This window comes from Pelodictyon luteolum DSM 273, assembly GCF_000012485.1.
In the GTDB taxonomy this organism is placed as follows: Bacteria; Bacteroidota; Chlorobiia; order Chlorobiales; family Chlorobiaceae; genus Chlorobium; species Chlorobium luteolum.
In genome coordinates this window covers 988,095-1,009,317 of sequence record NC_007512.1, presented here as the reverse complement: position 1 = coordinate 1,009,317, position 21,223 = coordinate 988,095, and the positions used below count along the sequence as shown (strand labels likewise).

Below are 21,223 nucleotides of genomic sequence, written 5' to 3'. Positions count from 1 at the left end.
GGGCAGAGGGATAAACAAAAGAGAAAAGCCCGAGAGGGTGTGGCCCTACACCCGGGAAAACGCTTCATCGGTAGAACGGAAAAAAGCTTTGACTTCCTCGGTTATCAGATTCACCCTGACCGCAGACTCCGCCCCTCGGCAACGAGCCTGCACCGCATGACGGAACGCGCACACCGGCTTTACGAGCAGGGAGCCTCAATCACGAGACTCCGGCAGTACGTGACCCGTTGGCACCGCTGGCTCCTTGGCGGTTTGGACGAACTGGTAACCACCAAAGGCAGCGTAACCAGATACTGGGTCTATGTCCTGAAGCACCTCGACATCCCGAAGCTGTTCCGGTAGCCCCGACCGCAAAGCTGTCGACGACCACCCCCGGTCAGGAACGGCAACACCATACGACAAAGCGCTGATGTACACATTTAACGCTCAGCATCGGCATTGAGCATCCTAATGAAGTCACTCCTGCTGACACCAACCACCACTACATAATACATACTCTCCGCCGGCAAGTGCGTCCAGAGCAGCCCCATCCAGATCAATGTCCGGGGATTGCGGGAGGACGATATGCATGCAGGTCGGGGTATTCTCCATCACGTTGACCATCATTCCATCCGGCACACTGATACCCTCTGCTCTCAGGATCTCTGCAGGGTTTTCGATGAACTGCTGCTTGAAACCTTCATCCGCCCAGGCGTTGGCTATGATCTTGCCCAGTGCCTGCTGCTGTTCGTTTGCTTCCATGGGGACATCCTTGGTCTTTGGTTGAGATAACAACAATGATCTATCACTATTGCACGCCATCACAATAACAATGAAACGCTTCCCTCCGACTATGGTCCTGCACTGCCTCACAGAACGTTAGGGCAGGTCAGATTTGCCGGAAAGTTGAATGCAAAGAAATATAACGTTAGGTTACCGAAACGTTACACACAATCGGTTCCATCGGATATACGTACCGGTGCATGAATCTCACACGCCGGACGATAGAAGCACCTTCCCGACCCCCAACAACATTCGTGACAATACCATCCATACCCAATGTTACAGATTCCTGTTTTCAAGGCTTATCTCGAACCGATTGCCGTTCCCGGTGAAGGCCTCCTCCTGTTTTCAGAAGATGGCTCCAGGGCATTCCACGGCTCATTATTCGAGCAGCTGGCCCGGCTGATCGACGGCTCGAGAAGCAGCGATGAAATCGTTGCAGCACTTGCCGCCGCTCACGATGCGGCAACCGTTTACTATGCGTTGATGATGCTTGAGAAGAAAGGCCACATCACTGAACACATTCCGGGTATCAACCCGCATGTTGCCGGGTTCTGGCAGGGGCTGGACCTGGAGCCCCAATCGGCAATCGAATCGATACGCAATCACGGCGTGCGGATACTGGGTATCGGCGAAGTCGAGACGGAGCCGCTGGCAAACGGGCTGCTGTCACTGGGTGTGAAAATTGTGGATAAAGCGAATGAGAGTACGCTCGATGTGGTGGTTGTGGATGACTACCTCAACGAAGAGCTTGCCGCAATTTCAAAAATCGCCCGTATTGAGGGCCGAAGCATTCTTCCTCTCAGACCGTCCGGGTTTGAATGCTGGATCGGCCCCCTTTTCAAGCCCGACGTTCAGGGCTGTTTTTTGTGCCTCCGCCACAAGCTCGAACGCCACCGGTTGGTCCACCGCTTCGCCGTAGCCCATGGCAAACGCCCAGGATCGAACCTTCCCGTATCGGACATAACGAGGAATGCCGCCTATGCTCTTGGATCTGCAGCCATCGTCAAGGTGCTTGCGGGGTCCGACAGCGGGCTTGAGGGCAGAATCTTCTCTCTTGATATCAGGACATGGGCATCACGAACCCATACGCTTTCTGAAAACCCCTACTGCCCGGTTTGCGGCGTTGCCAAAGAGCCCCGCGCGGAAAAGGTTGTGCTGGCGTCAGGCAAGGCGACCTTCATGCAGGATGGCGGGCACCGGACCGTGGCACCCGAAACAACCCTGGAGAAGTACGAACGGTTCGTCAGCCCCATTACCGGTGTAGTCAACGCTCTGGTGAAGCTGCCGCAATCAAACGGCACAGTGCATGTCTATCTGGCAGGTCATAACTCCGCCGTAAGGCTGGAACGGCTCGAAGACCTGAAAAACGGATTGCGCAACGCCAGTTCCGGCAAAGGAGCTTCCGAAGTGCAGGCAAAGGCGAGCGCCCTCTGTGAAGCACTCGAACGCTATTCAGGAGAATCGCACGGTCAGGAAATCCGGATCTCCGGAAGTTACCGCACCATGCTTGCCGAACATGGAGGCAGACTCATCCATCCCAATGCGGTCATGCACTACAGCGAACGCCAGTATGCCGAGCGCAAGACATGGAACGGCCGCAAATCGAAATTCAACGTCGTACCGGAGCCGCTCGACGCAGATGCGGAAATAGACTGGACGCCGGTCTGGTCGCTGACTGATAACTGCCACAAGTACCTGCCCACAAAGTTGCTCTACTTCAAGGCACAGGCAGGCGCTTCATCGGAAGCGTTCTACTCGGTTGGCTGCTCGAATGGCAATGCATCGGGCAATACACTCGAAGAAGCGATCCTCCAGGGCTTCTTTGAACTGGTTGAGCGTGACGCCGTGGCGATCTGGTGGTACAACATGATCCGGAAACCGGGCGTGGACATCGACAGCTTCGAAGAGCCCTGGTTCCAGGAGCTCAGAAGCCATTACCATTCAATCGGCAGGGAACTCTGGGTGCTGGACATCACCACGGATCTCGACATACCGGCATTCGCAGCCTTTTCAGCACTACGGAACAGTGCGCGGGAGGAAATCATCTTTGGTCTCGGATGCCACCTCGACCCCCGCATCGCCCTGCAGCGATCCCTTGCCGAAATGAACCAGATGCTCGGCCTGGCCGATGCAAAAGAATCGGATGGATCAATGCGAATTGAAGATCAGGAGGTACTCTCATGGCTAACGAATGCAACGAGGGAGAACCAGCCGTATGTGACCCCTGAGCCGACCGTGCCGCTTCGGAAGCGTTCCGATTACACCCTTCAACACAGCGGCGAACTGCTTGCCGATATCGAAACCTGCCGAAGGCGGATAGAGGATGCCGGCATGGAGATGCTGGTTCTGGACCAGACCCGTGCAGATATCGGAATGCCGGTCGCCAAGGTGATCGTGCCGGGCCTGCGCCATTTCTGGGCCCGGTTCGGGCCCGGCCGCCTCTACGACGTACCGCTCGCCATGCATTGGCTCACCCGGCCCCGTGCTGAAGAGGAGCTAAACCCCATACCAATCTTTTTCTGATGGCCACCATGACGGACGACCGGCAAAAAGGGCTACAGATCTTCCCGGGATCGGAACTCGAGACCGTCGCGGACATCGGCATATGGATCACCTCTCCAGAAGGCGTTCGTTTCGTACCGGGCTTCATCTATACGGCCTTGCTCCCGTTCCTGCGCGAAAGCAGGCTGAAGGGTGACGAACTGGCAGCACTGGTTAGCAAAGAGCACTGCTATGCGGCAGCCTATCATGCAATTGCTATACTTGAGCGTGTGGGCGTCATCTCAGCCGGGAAGCAATCGGCGATTGAGCCGCATGCACTCGCCAGAAGTCACGTCGAGTGCCTGGCGGGCACGGCGAACTGGGTAGCTGCCGCAAGGGCTCAGGAATCCCGGAGGCCCGACCGGCTGTTTGATGATCCCCTTGCCGGACAGCTTGCGGGAGAAGGAGGGTTTGGCTGGATAGCGAAGCGTGCACATTGGGTAGACGGTCTTGCCATACGGACACGTTTTTTTGATGATTTCCTTCGGGACGCGACACGCTCAGGCGCAATCCGACAGGTCGTCAGTCTTGCATCGGGACTTGATATACGCGCATGGTGTCTCGACTGGCCGGAAGGGGTCCGGATATTAGAGCTGGACCGGCAGGTGGTACTGGCAAAGAAACTCCATACGGCCGATACCGCAGGATATCGCGGATGCCCGCATGCCACCTTTATTAGCGCTGACCTGACTGCCGGCTGGACACATCTTCTGCTTGATGAGCGCCTCGGCTTTGATCCAGCCGAACCAACGGCATGGTTGCTCGAGGGGTTGCTGGTCTATCTTGAACGCCACCATGTGGAACGCCTTCTTGATGACGTTGCTGAGCTGTCCACCACAGGGAGCAGGCTTGGCATCGACCTTGTCTCAGGGAGCGTGCTGGATCCCCGCAGGAATTTCCTCTGGCTCAAAGAGTTGAGGGAACAAGGTTGCCCGTGGCGGTTCGGAACCGACGAGCCGGCGGCCTTGCTCGAATGCCAGGGATGGGACGCTTCGGTCGTGGCACTCGAAGAGGCCGAACGCCGATATGGCAGAAGCTCGTCTGACTCCCCCATGCAAGGCAGTTACTACAGATTCGTTACCGCATACAGAAAGCGGTGCGACAGATAACGCAAACCAATTACCCATAAAATTCCGGTACCATGCGGGCTTACTGCTACAAGTTTGCCAAGGGCATTACCCTGTACCCTACGGCAACAGGCAACCTCGACATCCAGATGCCAAGGACATGTGTCAGGCATACCCTTAAAGGGCTTTCAAGCGGCCTTCGTGCCGCGCTCGAAAACCTTGTCTCTTCGGGAGGCACTGAAGAGCAACTTGTCGAGACCGTAACCGCCAAGGACGGCCCGGACGGCATCGCCCGGTGTTACTACTACCTCCACCTGTTTGCGGAACGCCAGATGCTCTCATACGGCATCATCGACAACGGTTGCCCATGGGCCACCATCGAGCCCGTATCCAGCCAGTTCCGCTTCAATCCCGGACCCGTTGATCCGGGTAGGAGATGGATTCTGTCCCGCTTTGCCTGCCTCCGCCGTGAAACCGATGGCATGGTGCTTGAATCGCCCCTTGCTCACGGAATGCTCCTCATCCACGCCCCGCAGGCGACGCTCCTGATCTCGGCCCTCGGTTCAGCCAACACCACTGCATCCCTGCAGTCGATGGTACCGGAGATCCCCCGGGCTGCCATAGAACTGCTGTTGGGCATGCTCATTGCCGGGGGGTTTGTTGACGAGGTGCCAGAAGGCATGCAGGAGGCAGAGGAATGCACCGCGCTGCGCCACTGGAGCTTCCATGAGCTGCTTTTCCATACAAGGAGCCGCAGCGGACGCCACCAGAACCCTTCCGGAGGGACCTACCGGTTCCTGCACAAGATCGCACCCTTCCCCCTTGTGAAGCAAGTCAATGCGACAGAAACGATCGATCTCTACCGGCCGGACATGGATGCGTTGATTTTCGGAGAGGAACTGCCGTTCTCGCTGGTCATGGAAGAGAGGTGTTCAATCAGGGAGTACAGCGAACAACCCATCGATGCCCGCCAGCTCGGCGAGTTCCTGTACCGGAGCGCCAGGATAAAACAGAAGCTCTTCACCGAGCATCAGGAGCTGAGCCGGCGCGTCTACCCTGCCGGAGGCGCCATTTATGAGCTTGAACTCTACCTGTCGGTCCATGCCTGTGCAGGAGTACCCGGCGGGTACTACCACTACTGCCCCGATCTCCACCGGCTCGAACGGATCGAAGCTGATGCCCTGCTGATTGACGCACTGCTGCGCGATGCCCGTTCGGCTTCAGGGCTTGAAGAACCGCCCCAGATACTCATCACCATCAGCGCACGGTTCGAACGCCTTTTCTGGAAATATGAATCGATGGCCTACAGCCTCATGCTGAAGAACGTGGGAACTCTTTACCAGACCATGTACCTCGTTGCCACTGCAATGGATCTGGCCCCGTGCGCCCTTGGCGGAGGTGATGCCGACCTTTTTGCGAAGGTTGCCGGCACCGATTATCTCGAAGAGAGTTCAGTCGGAGAGTTCCTGCTCGGCCGCAAGCGGATATGAACCGCGACAGGATGGGACGGTGCGATATTACACCTGAAAAAGCTCTGGCAAGCTGACCATCACCAGTTTGGCAGTTGGACACAACCGGGAAGGACGCAACTGCAGGGTGCAAAGCGTTCGTTATCAGTACGGTTACACCCAATCCTCACCCGATCATGCACGCACCTCAAGGGCCATGGCGGAGTCAAGCGGGCTGTTCGCATGGTGGAGTGCGCTGCAAAACGAATGCAGCGGGTAGATCACTTTGATATCGCTTCATGCTATGATTCGATTGAGCATGCAAAGATGCTGACAATGCATGCTGAAGCAGGGGCTGAACCGCAAATGATGGAACAGGCCAGGGGATGGTAGCCGGCGGAACCATCAGCCCGCTCCTTTTGGCCATCTACAGCCACCCGCTCGACAAGGCCATTGAGCAGCCCGAAAAGAAAGGGCGCATCCTCTACCGGCGGTTCATGGACGACTTCATCATCCTTGCCAAGTCACGCCATACCTTCAAAAGCGCCATCCGGACAGTCCATTGTGTGCAATCCGACCTCAAACTGACCCTGCACCCGGTGAAGCGATTCATCAGCAGAACTGAAAACGGCTTTGACTTCCTCGGTTATCAGATTCACCCCGACCGCAGACTCCGCCCCTCGGCAACGAGCCTGCACCTCATCACGGAACACGCACGCCGGCTTTATGAGCATGGAGCCTCGATCATGAGGCTCCGGCAGTACGTCACCCGTTGGCACCGCTGGCTCCTTGGTGGTCTGGATAAGCTGGCAACCACCAAAGGCAGCGGAACCAGATACTGGATCTTTGTCCTGAAGCGCCTCGACATCCCGAAGCTGTTCCGGCATCCCTAACCGGGAAGCTGTCGATGACCGCTCCCTGTCAGGAACGGAAACACTCTACGCCAAAGCACTGATGCTCTGAATCAGCGTTCAGCATAAACTTGACCGAATATCATTTATTGTGCTTCATCCCAGCATGAAGAACAACTGCCACCGCAACACGACCCGCCGCCGGCCACACTATTTAGCGCAGCCCCATCCATCTCAATGTCTGGCGATACAGGAAGAATGATATGCATGCAGGCCGCAGTATCCTCTACCACACTCACCTTCATACCTTCCGGCACACTGATACCCTCTGCATTCAGGATCTCTGCAGGGTTTTCGATGAACTGCTGCTTGAAACCTTCATCCGCCCATGCCTTGGCTATAATCTTGCCCAGTGCCTGCTGGTGTTCGTTTGCTTCCATGGGGTCCCCATTGGTTTTTAGATTGAGAGAACAAGAATGATATATCGATATAACACGTTGCCAGCATGCCCGATCCGGGTCCTGAAACACCGCCACATCTCAGGAGCCACCCTGCGTACCTGATGCCGGAGCGGTTTATGATCGCTCCGGCATCGCACAGGCACGTATGGCAGCGCAGACTCCCCAGGGATGGGGGTTACGGAGGTGTGGGCAGGCGCTCAACAATGCGCGTGAGCAAGGAGGGGGCAAAAGTGGTCGCCGTTGGCCCCTCCCCCCCCCCCGACGCCAACCCAACGTCTATGCCTGCCTCGTTAATTTCCTCTCCGGTGCACTCGAATCCTGCTGCACCAATGGCTTTCAGCCGATCCTCCGGCATTTCGATAGCCATGATCATTTCACGGAACGCTTCGTCCGTTTTCATCCTCTCGATGAACGCTTTTGCCTGTTCTACTGACATTCAGACCTCCTTTTTATCTGCTTCTTCTGCAATGGCACCCCGCTGCCTGCTCACAACAAATACCGCAAGACTGATTGCCCCGATACTGACAAGCAGCATGATGATGAGGTTTTTGTTCCGATCACCATAGATTTCCCTCTGCGGGATGGCAGCAATGATCAGGTTCCTGTCGACAAACCGGTACATGATGAAATTCGACTCCCCCTGCACCGTTGCCCTGAACTCTCCTTCCGACCCGTTGAAGGCTTTTTCCGGGAACCCATATACCATAAGACTCTCTCCAAGATGCCTGCCGTCAAAAGTACTGAGAATCTTCCCATCAAAATCGGCAATCATGGCCTCGCCCGTTGCCCCGATTCTCCACTCCTTGGCGACTCTCTGGATATCAGCCGTCTGCATGACGCGCTCCAGCCGCTCCGGCTTGAACCCTACCTGCACAATACCTGGCTGGTCGATGCGGGCAACACCGGCATACTGGAACAGGGTATTGTCCACGCTTTTGGGCTGGGGCTTCTGGGCAAGCTCAAAATCCTTATAATAAATAGCCAGCATGAACGCTTTCGACTGGGGGCTGGATGCCATGTCGTAGCCGATGTAACTTGGGATGGTACTGCCGACGAGGATGCCGTTTTTATCGGACACATGCAGTTCGTCCACATCAAGCATTTTCCTGATCCGTTCAAGCTCTTTTTCATCACCGATAATCGATGGACGCAGGTCAATCATGTATGCGAACGCATGTGCCTTGGCGATAGCTTGGCCATCGGATTCCAGACGGATTGAATTCATTGCTTTGCCATAATCCTGTATGGTGGCCTCGACATCATCCATGTTCAGCTGAATGATCTTTTTGGCGCCATCAAGAGACTGACCCGACTGCAGTGTGAAGACGACCCCGGCCATCACGGCCAGAACCGCCGCAAGGTACCAGACCGGCGCCGGTATCTGCCTGAGTGAAAGTTTTTTCATCGCCTGCTTGATGTTCATGGTGTTCATGAGAGACCCTGTTGATGATTATGCGATCTGACGGCTCGCCAATTCCTTGAAAAAGCCCTCGACTGCCATGAGCTCTTCGTACGTACCCTCCTGTACGATACGGCCCTCGTCGAGGCAGTAGATCCTGTCGGCATTGCGGATGGTGCTTAAGCGGTGGGCGATCACCACCCTTGTCGCATTAAGCCTTTCCAGGCTTTCGCTGACGACTTCCTGTGTTTTATTGTCGAGAGCACTGGTGGCCTCGTCGAAAAAGATGATGCCGGGTTTGCGCACCAGCGCTCCGGCAATGAGCAGCCGCTGTTTCTGGCCCCCTGAAATCGTTTCACTTCCCTCACTGATGACGGTATACATGCCCATCGGCATGTTGCGGATGTCTTCATCGATGCCGGCCATTTTTGCCGCTTCCCATGCATCGTCGACCGTAAGGACCGTGGAGCCGATGATGGTCTGCAGCACAAATCCCGGCTGCAGCTGCCCGTTCTGCATGACAACGCCCATCTGGCGGCGCACGGCCTGCACGTTGAGGGATGCAAGGTCGATACCGTCATAAGACACCGTCCCCATATCCGGCTTTTCAAACCCGAGCAGGAGCCGCAGGAGGGTCGACTTGCCGGACCCCGACCCGCCGACAAGGGCGATGAACTCGCCGGGATCAGCTTTGAGAGACACCGAATGGAGTATCTGCGGCGAGTCGCTCTCATACCGGAAATCGACCCGCTGCACTTCAATCCGCCCCTGCAGTTTATCCGGCTGGGTCTGTGCCTCGGTAGCTTCCGGCACCGCTTCGAACACCGGCTTGATGCGCTCATACAGCGGCACCACATTGAGGCTGGCGATGATGGTCAGTGCCGACTGCATGAGGCTCGTCTGGAACGCGGTGAAGGCAGTGGTGAACGCAATGAACGAGCCGCTGTCGAGATGTGCGCCGGTCAGCATGCCGCCCGCTGAAACGATGATGACGGCCATGGCCACAACCGGGAACGACGCCGTTGTGGTGGCAAGGATGTTCTGCATCCCGCCAGCCTCGAAGGCCAGCTCCCGTTCCTTCCTGAACAGCCCTGCCCACTGGGCGAATGCCGGTTTTTCCGTGCCGGTGATCCTGATCTTGGCGATGCCGGTCAGGAGGTTGCCGAGCAGACCCGATATCTTGCCCTGCACACCGAGCATCTCTTTGTTCAGGCTGAGCTGGCGGTAGCTGATCCATGCCGTAAGGCCGACCAGGATGGTAGTCATGAGGAGAGCCCAGAGCGCAAGCTGCCAGCTGTAGTAAAAGAGCAGGAAGAGGTTCGAGATACCGAAAAGCAGACCCAGAACAGCAGTAAGCACCGCGCTGCTGAGGATCTCCTTGATCTGTGAGACACCGAGCACGCGCATGGTGAGGTCGCCAGAAGAGAACTTCCTGAAAAAGGTGCTCGGAAGGTTGAGGAGCCGGTCGATCAGTGCCGGCTGGATGTGCATGTCCATGCGGGTCTGCAGACGCATGACGGCGATCTGCCGGGCAAGGTCGAACCCCGAGGCCGCAATGACGCTTGCCATGAGGATCAGCGCAAGCTGCAGGAGCTGGCTCCTGGAGGACTGGGGGATGACTGTTCCGAACAGGATGCCGGTGAGGATCGGGGTCAGAAGCCCGAGAAGCGCACCAGCCACCCCGTACAGCGCCGTGAAAGCGACGTCGTTGCCGCCACCCCTGATGCCGAACGAGAGGACCTCTTTTCCGCCGAGCGGTTTATCGGGAAACGGGCGGTACAGCACCCATGCCTCTCCCCCGTCCATCTCCTTTGCCATTGCACCCTCGAACTTCACGTGCAGACCTGCAGCGGGATCGTAGAGGCGGTACCCGCCGATGGGGTCAGGGATGAGGGCAACAGGACTCCTGCTCTCACTCCGGAACGCAAGAAGCGGACCGTTTTCCTCCTCCCACCACCGGGCATCGCTCCGCAGTGCTACCTTTCTTGACCTTACGCCGGAGTGCCGGCAGATGGACTGCAGGGGGTCCTCATGCGACGGCCCGCTGCTCGTCGGTGGTGCCGTTATCCTGATGCCCGCGGCTTCCCCGACCATGAGGCACGAAGCAAGCAGGGGATCGGACACCTGCGGGGCCACTCGTGCTCCCCCTTCGGCCATGACGCCCGCAAGCCCCTTGAGGGCGCCGCTGTACCGCTCCTGCTGGAACCTGGACCGTTCCATGACCCGCCGTGAAAACGGGATCTTTCCTGCAGGGGTCTCCTGCTGTCCATCCTGCATCGTCATCCTGTTTTTATGAGCCCGGCATAGACCCCGCCAAGGGCCATGAGTGACTGGTGGGTACCGCGTTCCTTAACCTTTCCGTACTCGAGAACAATGATTTCATCACAGTCGCGGATGGTGCTCAGCCGGTGTGCCACGATCAGGCAGGTGCACCCCCGCTTCCGGATGTTTTCGTCGATACGCTTTTCCGTCGTAGGATCAAGGGCACTGGTTGCCTCATCAAGGATCAATATCGAGGGGTTCGTGGCAAGCGCCCTTGCGATTTCGATTCTCTGGCGCTGTCCGCCGCTGAAGTTCGACCCGCCTTCCGACAGATTTGCCTGATAGCCGCCGGTACGTGAAGAGATGACCTCATCGATTGCCGCATCCCGGGCCGCCCGTTCAATCTCCTCCTGCGGCATGGTTCCATCCCACATGGAGATGTTTTCGGCGATGCTGCCTTCAAAGAGGCTGATCTCCTGATCGACCATTCCGACCGATGCGGCAACCCGCCTGCGCGGCAGCTCCCGGCGTGGGATGCCGTCAAACAGCAGTTCCCCCGACCAGGGTTCGTACAACCCCGCAACCAGCTTCGATACCGTCGATTTCCCCGACCCCGACCCGCCGACAAGCGCAACCCGCTGGCCCGGCTCGAGCTTCAGGGAAAAGTTCTCGATGAGCGGTGCTTCCAGCACATTGTAGCCGAAGGTGATGTCGCGCAGCTCGATATGGCCCTCAAGCGGCTGATGCTCCTCATCGTCGTCTTCATCGGTTTCGAGTTCCACATCGTTGTCCATCACGTCGTCAAGCCGCTGCATGTTGCCCTCGGCATCCTGCAGTTTCTGGCCAAGGGTGACCATTTCGTTCACCGGAGCGAGGAACGACATGAGCAGGCTCTGGAACGCGATGAGCATACCCATGCTCAGCTGCCCTTCCATCACCCTGAGACCGCCGACCGAGAGAATGGCGATGTTGCCGAACGACTGAAGGAACGGAGGCAGGGCGAGCAGGAACACCGTGGCGACCTGCAGCTGCTGCTGGCCGTTGACCATGTTGGCGAAGAGCCCCGACCAGCGGGCGAAGAAGTCCGGCTCGGAGCCCGAGGCCTTGAGGCTTTCGATGGTCTTGATGCCGTAGAAAGTGGTTCCCATGAGCTTGCCAGAATCCTGCTGGAACTTCTGGTTGAGAACGACGCGCTTGCGCGACACATAGAACAGGGCCGCTGCATTGACACCGGCGATGAGGATGGCTCCGAGGGTGAGGACGGTATCGTAGCGGAACATCAGGAGCGCATAGAAGGCGATCAGCACGAAGTTGAGTGCATTGGCCGTAAGGTCCCCTGCCACCAAGGTGGCGACCTGGTCGTTGAGCTGCACGCGGTTCGAGATTTCACCGGCCTGGCGCATCGTGAAGAAGCGCATGGGCATGGCGAAGACATGGTTGAAGAACTTCGCTGAAGAAGTGAGGGCGAGCTTGGTTTCTGCCCGGAGGAGGTAGTACTGCTTCAGCCAGGTAAGCACGCCCTGCAGGAGAGCGGTGAGCAGCATGCCGATAAGCAGCGGGCGCAGCCAGTCCGTGGCCCCCTGCACCAGAACATAGTCGATGAAGATGCGGAGGAACGAGGGCACGACAAGCCCCGGGATGACAAGCAGCAGGCTTGCGAGGACGATATAGGTGAGCGCCCGCTCGAGGCCCGGCATCCTTTTTTTCAGTGCGCCGGCAAGACTGAACGGCCTGCCGCCCGGCTGGAACGCATCGGTCTTTTCGAACGTGAGCGCCACACCCGAATAGGACTCGCTGAACTCCTGCGCACTCACCTTCCGCTGACCCGAAGCAGGGTCGTTGATGTAGTAGATGCCTTTCCGGTAGCCCTCGAACACCACGAAGTGGTACATGTTCCAGAACAGGATCATCGGCAGCGGCTTACGGTGGAGGTCGTCAATGTCAAGCCGTGCGCCTTTCGATTCCAGCCCGTACCGTTTCCCTGCGGCAATGAGGCTGCTCGCCTTGCTGCCGTCGCGCGACACCCCGCACTCGACCCTGAGTTCCTCGAGCGGAACATACTTTCCGAAATAAGCCAGAATCATGCCGAGCGAGGCCGCACCGCACTCCACCGCTTCCATCTGCAGGACAGTCGGGGTTTTGATTCTGTCCTCTTCCCAGAGGATCTTCGTCGGGAACAGCATGAAACTCATCGCCGTCCTCCTTTTGCCAGAGGGACACTGAAGATGTTCGCCGCCTGAATGGTTGCTGCCCCGCCCTCTTCAGCAACAAGTGACCCCGTTGCGCGCCGGAGGCCGAGCACCGCCAGAGCGAACGACTGTTCAGCAGAGAGCAGCTGCAGTTCAGCAGTTGCGAGGTTGTTGCTCGCGGTCTGCAGGTTGAAGATATCCGACATTCCCATCCGGAACTTCCTCAGCTCCCCTTCCTTCAGCCTGCGATACGACCCGGTACTGTTCCGGGTGAGCTGGTACACATCGGCGGCGTTCCTGACGGCGGCAAACGCAAGGGTGACCGTGCTCTTCACAGAGCGATCAAGTTCGGCTTCAAGGATCAGGCTCTCTTCGAGCCGGGCGGACCGGGTGATATAGGCTGCCTCGGCGGAGCGGTTCCCCGCATCAATGGTCCAGGTAAGGCCCGCCGACACGCTCGTGCCAGGTATGTTCCCTGTTGCCGATCGGAAATAGTCATGGAAGCTGTCTCCATCGTGTGAGCCACTGTAGCCGCCCCAGAGCGAGAGGGAGATGTCGGGCCTGCGTTCGTTGCGGTAGCCCTCAAGCAGGGTTGAAGCCGCTTGAGACCCAAGACGGCGGGCCTGCAGGTCCGCGCGGTTCCTCATGGCAACAGCCTGCAGCGAGTCGATTCCGGGAAGGGAGGCCTTGAAGCCTGCTCCGGGAACAGGAAAACGGTCAACCGGCAGTTGCGGAACGGGATACTTGGCAGCATCGAACCCCATTGCCAGCATCAGCCCGTGCCACGCCTGCTGGATGGCAAGTTCACTTGAAGCCTCCGAGGCCTGCGACTGCTGCAGGTAGGCGCTTGCCTGCTCGATCATGAGGGTGGCTATGGCATCAGCCTCCGCCAGCGCTCTGGTGGCGTTGAGCTGGCTTTCGGCGCTCTCTGTAAGGGTACGGGCAAGCTCGCGCTGGCGCCAGGCATAGACATAGCTCCAATATGCACCGGCCGTCGCATAGGTACTTGATTCCAGAATATCGACGAGCGTACGCCGTTCAGCCTCGAGCGACAGCTTCGCCGCATTGCGGTTCGAACGGTACAGGTTGCTGCTGCCGAGCCCCTTGAAAAGCGGAACGGTGATGGTCATGCCGGCAGCAGCGGCACTGGAGGCTGCCGTACCCTCTTTATCGGTGCGGTTGATCGTGATGGCCGGCGCAACGGTGATGCCGGAGGGAAGATGCTGCGTCACCGAGAGCCCGGAGGAGACGGTATGCAGGTCACCCCCATCGGGAGCAGTCCCTGCGTCTTTGCGGTAGGCGGAGGAGAGCGCAATTGTAGGATCGTACCGGGCCCGGGCGTCCTCCAGCGTGGACAGGCTGATCCGCAGTGCCTGCCGCTCCGTCAGTACGGCCGGAGAGTGCTCGAGGCCTATCCTGACGCTCTGCAGCATGCTGATGCCCTCCCCCGCCTGCACGGAAGCTGCGGGAAAGGGCAGAAGCGCCATACACACGGCCAGCATGGCTATGCTGAGGGCGCTCTTTAGCTGAATGACCTGGGGGATGCGGGGCATAGACCTGAATCCTTGGTATGGGAGAAGTTAGGAGGTTAGCTGCCTTCGCCGGATACGAACTTCTTCAGCAGGGGAACCACCAGTTCCACAGGGCGTTTCTCCTCCACTATGATCTTGCCGCCGCAGAGCATGCCGGAGGTGATGGTCGTGTTCGCCCCCTTGCCCGATGTCCACCGGTAGCCGCTCGGGGTGCTCCGGTCGCGGAGCAGCTGCACCTTTACCTTGTAGGGAGGGCTCGTCTTTGCGAAATCGGCTGCCAGCTGCTGGTTTTTGATGTCCGTGGCGATGGCTTCCACAGAGACGGGATAGTCGCTCACCGAGTAAACACGGCCGACGATATACCCGTACTGCTCAGGCTTGACGGTAGAGGGTGAGATATAGGCCAGCATGCCGGTACGGACTTTCTTGGCATCGCCTGAAGCGACATAGAGGTCAAGGCGGAGAGACTCTTCCGTTCCCTCACCGATGGGTTCGATCTGGAGGATATGTTGCCCTGCGGCAACCTGATCGCCGTTTCCGGCAAGCACTTCGGTGACTATGCCGCTGAACGGGGCCATGAGGGCGGAACGCCATTTGTAGTCTTCCCGGGACTTTTCAAGCTGGCGGACTGCTTCAGCAAGGCTTTCATCAAGGGCGTAGAGGCTGTTCTTCAAATCCATGATGTCTCGCTCGGTCGCGTTCAGGAGGGCCTTTTCAACCAGCCCCTCTTCATACAGACGTCTGAGTTTTGCGACCTTGTCTTCCTGCAGGATGATCTGCTGCCTGATGAACTCGCTCTTCTCCTCCTGATGGGAGGCCAGGAACTCATGCTTGGAGAACGCTTCAAGGAACAGCTGCTTGAGTTCAGGCTGCTCGATGATGGCAAGGACCTGCCCAATCTGCACCGGCTCTCCCCCTTTAAGGGTAAAGCCGGACACAACTCCGCCGGTACGGGCCGTGATGGTGCGGATGGCGCCGGTGGCCATGGTGATCCCCTTTCCGTCGACCGAGGTGGAAATCGCCCCGAGTATGCCCCAGGCAACGGCTGAAGCGATGAAGACGCCAACGGCGGCAAGGGCTATCCACCCCCTGCGGTCCGTCACCGGCATCAGGCGGTCGAGGTCATCGGGCGAACTGAGCTTTTTGAGGGCTTCCTTACGGAATTCTACTGCCATGGGGGGTCAGTCTGGATGCACGGGGCAAGTGTTCATTACCGTGTGATAATACTGAATTTATGACTATATAACAGGCTGAAAAAAATGTTAATCTCCTTTCCCCCATGAGGCCATGAAACCCTGGTCACGCTATAACACCCTGTTCCGCAGCGAACGCTACGGCTGGTTCCTGCACAACACGCTTACAGGCATCATGCTCGAGCTCGACGAACCGCACAAAAGTGCGGCCCAGTCACTCCGGAACGGACTTCCGGCTGCTGAACCATTGATTGACGGGGGATTCATCACCGCCCTCGAAGAGCACGGATTCCTTGCTGAACCGAGTGAGGAAAAGCTCAAGCTGATGGAGCTTGGCTACCAGCGCAACGCAGCCTGCTTCAGCACAGGCTATGTCGGCCTGACCATCTGCCCGACGCTCGCCTGCAACTTCGCCTGCCCGTACTGTTTCGAGCACAGCCAGAGTGACGCCACCGTGATGGACAATGGGACGATTGAGGCACTCATCGCGTTCATCAAAAAACACAACGATGCAAGACACCTCTCGGTAAGCTGGTACGGCGGCGAGCCGACGCTCGCCTTCAGCGTCATCGAGACCCTTACCGAAAAGTTCATCGAAGCCTTCCCTGACTACGCTGATGCCGGCATCATCACGAACGGCTACCTGCTTGACCAGGCGAAAATCGAGCGGCTCGACGACCTCCGGATCACCAGCGTCCAGATCACCCTCGACGGCAGCGAACAGACCCACAACCAGCGCCGCACGCTCCGCAACGGCGGGGCCACCTATGAGCAGATCCTCCACAACATCGACATCCTGATGGACTCGTCATGGAAGGGGCAATGCGCTGTGCGCGTAAACGTCGACAAGACCAACCGCCATGAATACGTAACCCTGCACAAAGAGCTCCTCCGGCGGTACAAGGGCAGGAACCTCTCCGTCTATCCCGGTCACGTGAACACCTTTGAGGGCCATGACTACGACCAGCAGTGCGGCATCTGCAACAGCGACTGGAGCACTTTCCAGTTCGACGGGTACAGGAAGGATGGCATCACCCCGCGCGGCGGGTTCTATCCCGGCAGCGGCGCCCACAACACCTGCATCGCCACCAGCCATCAGGGCTATGTGGTCGGCCCGAAAGGCGAACTCTACAAATGCTGGGAAGATGTCGGAAAACAGGATATGGTCATCGGCTCGGTGCATGAGGAGCCGTTCCTCACCAGCCCCGAGCTTCTCACCCGCTACACCATCGGCACCGACCCCCACAGCGACAGCGAGTGCCTGGAGTGCAAGGTGTTCCCGGTCTGCGGAGGCGGATGCGTCAACAAGCGGATGCGGGTGCAGCAGTTCGGCGAAGGCGGCCTTGATTACTGTTCCCCGTTGAAGGAGTCACTGGAGCAGTACCTTGACCTGTACATGGATGTCTGGCACACCAACCAGATCTGCAGTGCCGTGCTCGGCAAGGGCAGCGCCCCGTCGATGGAGAAAGGATACCGCATGGTCCAGCCGGAGAAGAAAGCGGAAGCGGCGAAGAACCCGCTTGAAAGCCTGACCAGCCAGGAGTAGGCGGTGCTGCCGGTGCTGGCGCTCCGGAACCTCTGGTATAAGGATGGGCACCGGTTTGCCAGGGTGGTCTGCCCGAAGCGGGAGACTGCTGCGAAACGCCAAACAGCTCCTCCTGCGTACCCTGCAACCAACACTTTGCAGCACCTGCATGCATGTCAAAGGCAGCGGTGGCGTCAAACGGGCGGTGCGGATCGTCAGGCTGCAGGCCAGACACTACCCATGGGCGGCAAAGTTCGATATCGCATCCTATTACGAGTCCATCGACCACCAGGTACTTCTTGACCTGTTGACCGCTACAGGTACGAGCCCGCACATTCAGGCACTTGTTGCCGACTACCTGCACCTGCCCGACAAAAGCATGAGTGGCACAGGCATGGTGGCCGGCGGGGCCATCAGCCCGCTCCTCGGGGCCCTCTACCTCCACCCGCTCGACAAGGCCATGGAGCAAGAGGAAAGGAAAGGGCGCATCCTCTACCGGCGGTTCATGGACGACTTCATCATCCTTGCCAAGTCACGCCATACCTTCAAAAGCGCCATCCGGACAGTCCATTGTGTGCAATCCGACCTCAAACTGACCCTGCACCCGGTGAAGCGATTCATCAGCAGAACTGAAAACGGCTTTGACTTCCTCGGTTATCAGATTCACCCCGACCGCAGACTCCGCCCCTCGGCAACGAGCCTGCACCTCATCACGGAACACGCACGCCGGCTTTATGAGCATGGAGCCTCGATCATGAGGCTCCGGCAGTACGTCACCCGTTGGCACCGCTGGCTCCTCGGGGGTTTGGACGAACTGGCAACCACCAAAGGCGGCGTAACCAGATACTGGGTCTATGTCCTGAAACACCTCCACATCTCAGGAGCCACCATTCGTACCTGATGCCGGAGCGGTTTATGATAGCTCCGGCATCGCACAGGTAAGGCGGGCAGAGAAGATACCCCAAGGATGGGGGTTACGGAGGTGTGGACAGTTCACTTCACATTGCCCCCCATCCGTCGGCGCCCGCTATATTGCTAGTACCCACCCGCCCACCCGCCGCTCCCTGTACCACGTCGCTCTCAACATCCTCAATCTCTTCTCCGGTGCACTCGAATCTTTCTGCACCAATGGCTTTCAGCCGATTCTCCGGCGCTTCACTAGCCATGATCTTTTCTCGGAACATTTCGTCCGTCTTCATCTTCTCGATGAACGCTTTTGCCTGTTCTACAGTCATGATGAGGGATACTTGTTCGTTTAGGGAAATGTAGTGCCTAAATGCCAAGGCACCACCCCGTCATTGCTGCGTTTACGGCGATTTGTGTATGAAGTCAGGGCAAGGTCACGCAGGTGATCGCCGATACCGGCTACTACACTGCAGCCAATGTCAATGCCTGCGAGGCAGCAGGCATTGACCCGCTTATCGCTATTTCCCGTAAGACCCACAACCTTGGGTGTTAAAATAATTCTTGCAATTTTTTATATACCACTCTTCTTCTTTCGTCAGCCCCCCTCCGATCTCTACGGCAACGTCCACACCCGCCTCGTTAATTTCCTCAGCGGTGCATTCGAATCCTGCTTCTTCGATGGCATTCAATCTTTCTTCCGGCGTTTCGATTGCCATAATCTTTTCATGGAATGCTTCGTCCGTCTTCATCTTCTCGATGAACGCTTTTGCCTGTTCTACTGACATGAGGGTCTCCTTGGTCTAACGTTATATGGAATTGGAATTGTCTGCCGAGTCAGTCGCAAAAGACTGGCTCGGCTGTTTCTGAAATATCTGGGTGTGACGTCATGACCTCGTATACGCATTATCCTACTTTTAGGATATGAAGTAAAAACTGAAGAGCGATAATACGTAGAGAACTCCGAGATAGAACGGCCAGTAGATGTAACGGAAAAACAATCCGTGACAATATCTAATGAAAACGCAATTCCGCTGTTCCGTGATGGCAATGGATACAGCAATATTTGCCAGAATTGCGAAGTAGATTATGAAATAGATTTTTTCAACATACAGGATCTCATCAGGAATGAGTTTTCCTCTCAAGTTCTGGATTGCGAAAACAAGAAACAGTGTAAAGGTCGAACCAATCACCGAGGTACGCATGCCATCAAAGTTGAACAGTTTTCGGGTTTCGGCATCATTGGTAATCATGTGAATACTCGAATAGAGAATCCCCAGAATGACAAAAATCGGAATCAGGACCGCGACGAAACTTCCTACCCAGTCCCGGTTGAAGGTCATGTTCAGCAGGACATCCTTAATATGACGGTCGGCATTTGTTGCTCGTAATCCGTAATCAATGTTATAAGAGTTTTCATGCAAATTATAATAGGTACTATTAATCCGCCATCCGGGGATGTGGAAATTATCTGCCACCAGTGTACATGAAGAGGGGGATATAATCTTGTAGGACTCAATATCCGGCACAAAGATAATCGATGAAAAGTCATGCGGAGGCCGGATTCTCAGGCGGATATTGAGCTGATCAAAGGGATAGATGCTGGTTTTAAAGTTTTGCCGGATTTTGGTTTTGAACGACCAGCCTATAATTGTTGATGATCCTTCATCAATACGGTATTCTTCTTGCAATGTGCTCTCGATTTCGTCCGGGAACCTGACCCCACTGTTTATATCAATATCGATGCCTTTTGGGATTCTCTCCCATATGATTCCGTAGAGATCAACGGTTTCCAGAGACTCCGACAGCCGGGCCGAACGGATCAGAGCACCAACCTGGATGAACTGCGGGCGTGGTTGCTCATTATCGCAAGCACTTTCTGTCTGTGCCTTCATGTACTGCTCAATCTGCGGCATCGTGGTGATGCATTGGTCCGCATAAGGGGACTCATGGCCTTTATTGATCTGCAGCAGCCATAAGCTGACCAACCCTATCAAGAACACTGCAGAACTGAACCACGCAAAGTCTTTTAGCATGGCTATGTCAGAACGCTTCATGGTATACATGAAGAAGTAGGCTCCGGAAAGCAGCAACAGGACAATTGTAGCAGTGAGGACATTGAAGTAGTGCCGTTTCAGGTGGCTGTCGGGGATTGCCAACTCCTGCCTTACAAGCGTAATGCCCGTAAACCATCCCGTTTCAGGCACTGGCTCCAGCCGGATCAGTGACGACTGATTTGAAAGAATGTTTTCGGCGACAACGGTTACCGGCTCATGCTCAGAAAACGCCTGCTGAATCTTATTCTGATTGACGAAAGAGTAGAAGTTGCTGGCGTGTTCCAGAAAATTGAACGGTGTAAGCAGCAGCTCTTTGTTTGGATGGTTGATGGTGAGTCCATCCGGCTGCAAAAGGAACCGATAGCCATAACTGCCCATATCCCGGTGATTCAACACCTGGTTGAGCTGGCTGAGATTCATCCGGATTGAGAGCAGGCCGATGGGGATGTCAACCCCAGCGGGTCCTTTCGAGCGCAATACCTTTTGAAATGCCACCATTTCGGCATGCTCTTCGTGGCTCCATCGGGCCGGTTGCCACCCATTAAGCGGTTTGGGTTCACCGCTGTCTGCTTGCTGCAAGTGAACCGATGGGGCCTCGACAATATGTATATGAAGGCAATCGAGGCTTTTGCGGACGTCGGGCCTCTGTAATTGCGCCTTGAATGCATTCCCCTGTTCATTCAACTGCATTGTTATCGTGCAGTGCCATGGATTCGTCACTTGGTGGCGAAATACAAGTTCAATCAGCCCTTTTGTATCAAGCGTATCAGCTGGCGAGGTAGCCAACAGCGATTCGATGTCTAAGGCAACATCTTCGATCATCCGGGCATACATGCCGATACGCCTCGCATCGGCCATGGTCCCGTTGATGGCCTTTGTTTCGATTGCTTTATGGTTGTTATACCGCTTGATGATGAGCTCACCAGCAAGCAAGGCAAGCAGAATAAACGCAACGGCGATTATCAAGGCCAGCAGGCGCCTGATCATTTTGTTTGAGCGTACACCAGAGATATTCTTCTGTCTGAGCATG

General features: G+C 56.8%; 18 protein-coding genes. 7 read left to right on the top strand and 11 right to left on the bottom strand.

Translation table 11 applies throughout. The annotated features are described in order from the left end of the window. The first annotated feature begins 39 nt into the window (after positions 1-39). Positions 40-342 carry a hypothetical protein gene (locus PLUT_RS04620; RefSeq protein WP_238974624.1) on the top strand — a complete coding sequence of 101 codons (303 nt, stop codon included), beginning with the start codon at positions 40-42 and terminating at the stop codon, positions 340-342. A 114-nt stretch (positions 343-456) separates the two neighbouring features. On the opposite strand, the gene PLUT_RS04615 is transcribed toward PLUT_RS04620, so the two are convergent. Then, positions 457-741 carry an NHLP leader peptide family RiPP precursor gene (locus tag PLUT_RS04615; RefSeq protein ID WP_041463806.1) on the bottom strand — a complete coding sequence of 95 codons (285 nt, stop codon included), beginning with the start codon at positions 739-741 and terminating at the stop codon, positions 457-459. A 297-nt stretch (positions 742-1,038) separates the two neighbouring features. On the opposite strand from PLUT_RS04615, the gene PLUT_RS04610 reads away from it, so the two are divergent. The 4 genes from PLUT_RS04610 (at position 1,039) to PLUT_RS11470 (ending at position 6,714) form a co-directional block, all read left to right on the top strand. Beyond that, complete coding sequence (locus PLUT_RS04610; RefSeq protein WP_011357618.1) at positions 1,039-3,288, top strand: TOMM precursor leader peptide-binding protein; 2,250 nt, start codon at positions 1,039-1,041, stop codon at positions 3,286-3,288. Further along, entirely contained in the window at positions 3,288-4,415 is a 1,128-nt protein-coding gene (locus PLUT_RS04605) for an SAM-dependent methyltransferase (RefSeq protein WP_049752356.1), read from the top strand. Before PLUT_RS04610 ends, PLUT_RS04605 begins: the two co-directional genes overlap by 1 nt. Before the next feature lie 32 nt (positions 4,416-4,447). After that, on the top strand, positions 4,448-5,863 hold the full coding sequence (locus PLUT_RS04600) for a SagB family peptide dehydrogenase (RefSeq protein WP_011357616.1): 1,416 nt from the start codon (positions 4,448-4,450) through the stop codon (positions 5,861-5,863). 344 nt (positions 5,864-6,207) lie between these two features. Continuing rightward, positions 6,208-6,714 (top strand): reverse transcriptase domain-containing protein, encoded by a 507-nt coding sequence (locus PLUT_RS11470; protein WP_081423677.1) that lies wholly within the window; start codon positions 6,208-6,210, stop codon positions 6,712-6,714. Between the two features lie 104 nt (positions 6,715-6,818). Here the strand turns inward: PLUT_RS11470 and PLUT_RS04590 are convergent, their stop codons facing one another. From PLUT_RS04590 to PLUT_RS04560, 7 genes are all read right to left on the bottom strand, one after another. Further along, positions 6,819-7,112, bottom strand: a complete 294-nt coding sequence (locus PLUT_RS04590; protein ID WP_049752355.1) for an NHLP leader peptide family RiPP precursor — start codon at positions 7,110-7,112, stop codon at positions 6,819-6,821. 196 nt (positions 7,113-7,308) lie between these two features. Beyond that, a complete protein-coding gene (locus PLUT_RS11965; protein WP_011357615.1) occupies positions 7,309-7,569 on the bottom strand; it encodes a Nif11-like leader peptide family natural product precursor in 261 nt (86 codons plus the stop codon). Next, positions 7,570-8,565 (bottom strand): hypothetical protein, encoded by a 996-nt coding sequence (locus tag PLUT_RS04580; RefSeq protein ID WP_011357614.1) that lies wholly within the window; start codon positions 8,563-8,565, stop codon positions 7,570-7,572. An 18-nt stretch (positions 8,566-8,583) separates the two neighbouring features. Further along, complete coding sequence (locus PLUT_RS04575) at positions 8,584-10,809, bottom strand: NHLP bacteriocin export ABC transporter permease/ATPase subunit (RefSeq protein ID WP_011357613.1); 2,226 nt, start codon at positions 10,807-10,809, stop codon at positions 8,584-8,586. 2 nt (positions 10,810-10,811) lie between these two features. Next, positions 10,812-12,986: an NHLP family bacteriocin export ABC transporter peptidase/permease/ATPase subunit gene (locus PLUT_RS04570; RefSeq protein ID WP_011357612.1), complete on the bottom strand. Its 2,175-nt coding sequence runs from the start codon at positions 12,984-12,986 to the stop codon at positions 10,812-10,814. Beyond that, positions 12,983-14,536: a TolC family protein gene (locus PLUT_RS04565; protein WP_011357611.1), complete on the bottom strand. Its 1,554-nt coding sequence runs from the start codon at positions 14,534-14,536 to the stop codon at positions 12,983-12,985. The genes PLUT_RS04570 and PLUT_RS04565 overlap by 4 nt, the downstream gene beginning before the upstream one ends. A gap of 35 nt (positions 14,537-14,571) precedes the next feature. Next, positions 14,572-15,690: an NHLP bacteriocin system secretion protein gene (locus PLUT_RS04560; protein WP_011357610.1), complete on the bottom strand. Its 1,119-nt coding sequence runs from the start codon at positions 15,688-15,690 to the stop codon at positions 14,572-14,574. A gap of 112 nt (positions 15,691-15,802) precedes the next feature. Between PLUT_RS04560 and PLUT_RS04555 the strand changes: the two genes are divergently transcribed. Next, entirely contained in the window at positions 15,803-17,254 is a 1,452-nt protein-coding gene (locus tag PLUT_RS04555; RefSeq protein WP_011357609.1) for a radical SAM/SPASM domain-containing protein, read from the top strand. A gap of 43 nt (positions 17,255-17,297) precedes the next feature. Beyond that, positions 17,298-18,134: a reverse transcriptase/maturase family protein gene (locus PLUT_RS11465; protein ID WP_011357608.1), complete on the top strand. Its 837-nt coding sequence runs from the start codon at positions 17,298-17,300 to the stop codon at positions 18,132-18,134. Between the two features lie 97 nt (positions 18,135-18,231). Here PLUT_RS11465 and PLUT_RS04545 read toward each other — a convergent pair whose 3' ends face one another. The 3 genes from PLUT_RS04545 to PLUT_RS04535 all read right to left on the bottom strand — a co-directional run bounded on the left by PLUT_RS04545 (position 18,232) and on the right by PLUT_RS04535 (position 21,222). Next, positions 18,232-18,468: a Nif11-like leader peptide family natural product precursor gene (locus PLUT_RS04545; RefSeq protein ID WP_011357607.1), complete on the bottom strand. Its 237-nt coding sequence runs from the start codon at positions 18,466-18,468 to the stop codon at positions 18,232-18,234. 189 nt (positions 18,469-18,657) lie between these two features. Further along, complete coding sequence (locus PLUT_RS04540) at positions 18,658-18,924, bottom strand: Nif11-like leader peptide family natural product precursor (protein ID WP_011357606.1); 267 nt, start codon at positions 18,922-18,924, stop codon at positions 18,658-18,660. 129 nt (positions 18,925-19,053) lie between these two features. After that, complete coding sequence (locus PLUT_RS04535; protein WP_011357605.1) at positions 19,054-21,222, bottom strand: hypothetical protein; 2,169 nt, start codon at positions 21,220-21,222, stop codon at positions 19,054-19,056. Position 21,223 lies beyond the last annotated feature (1 nt).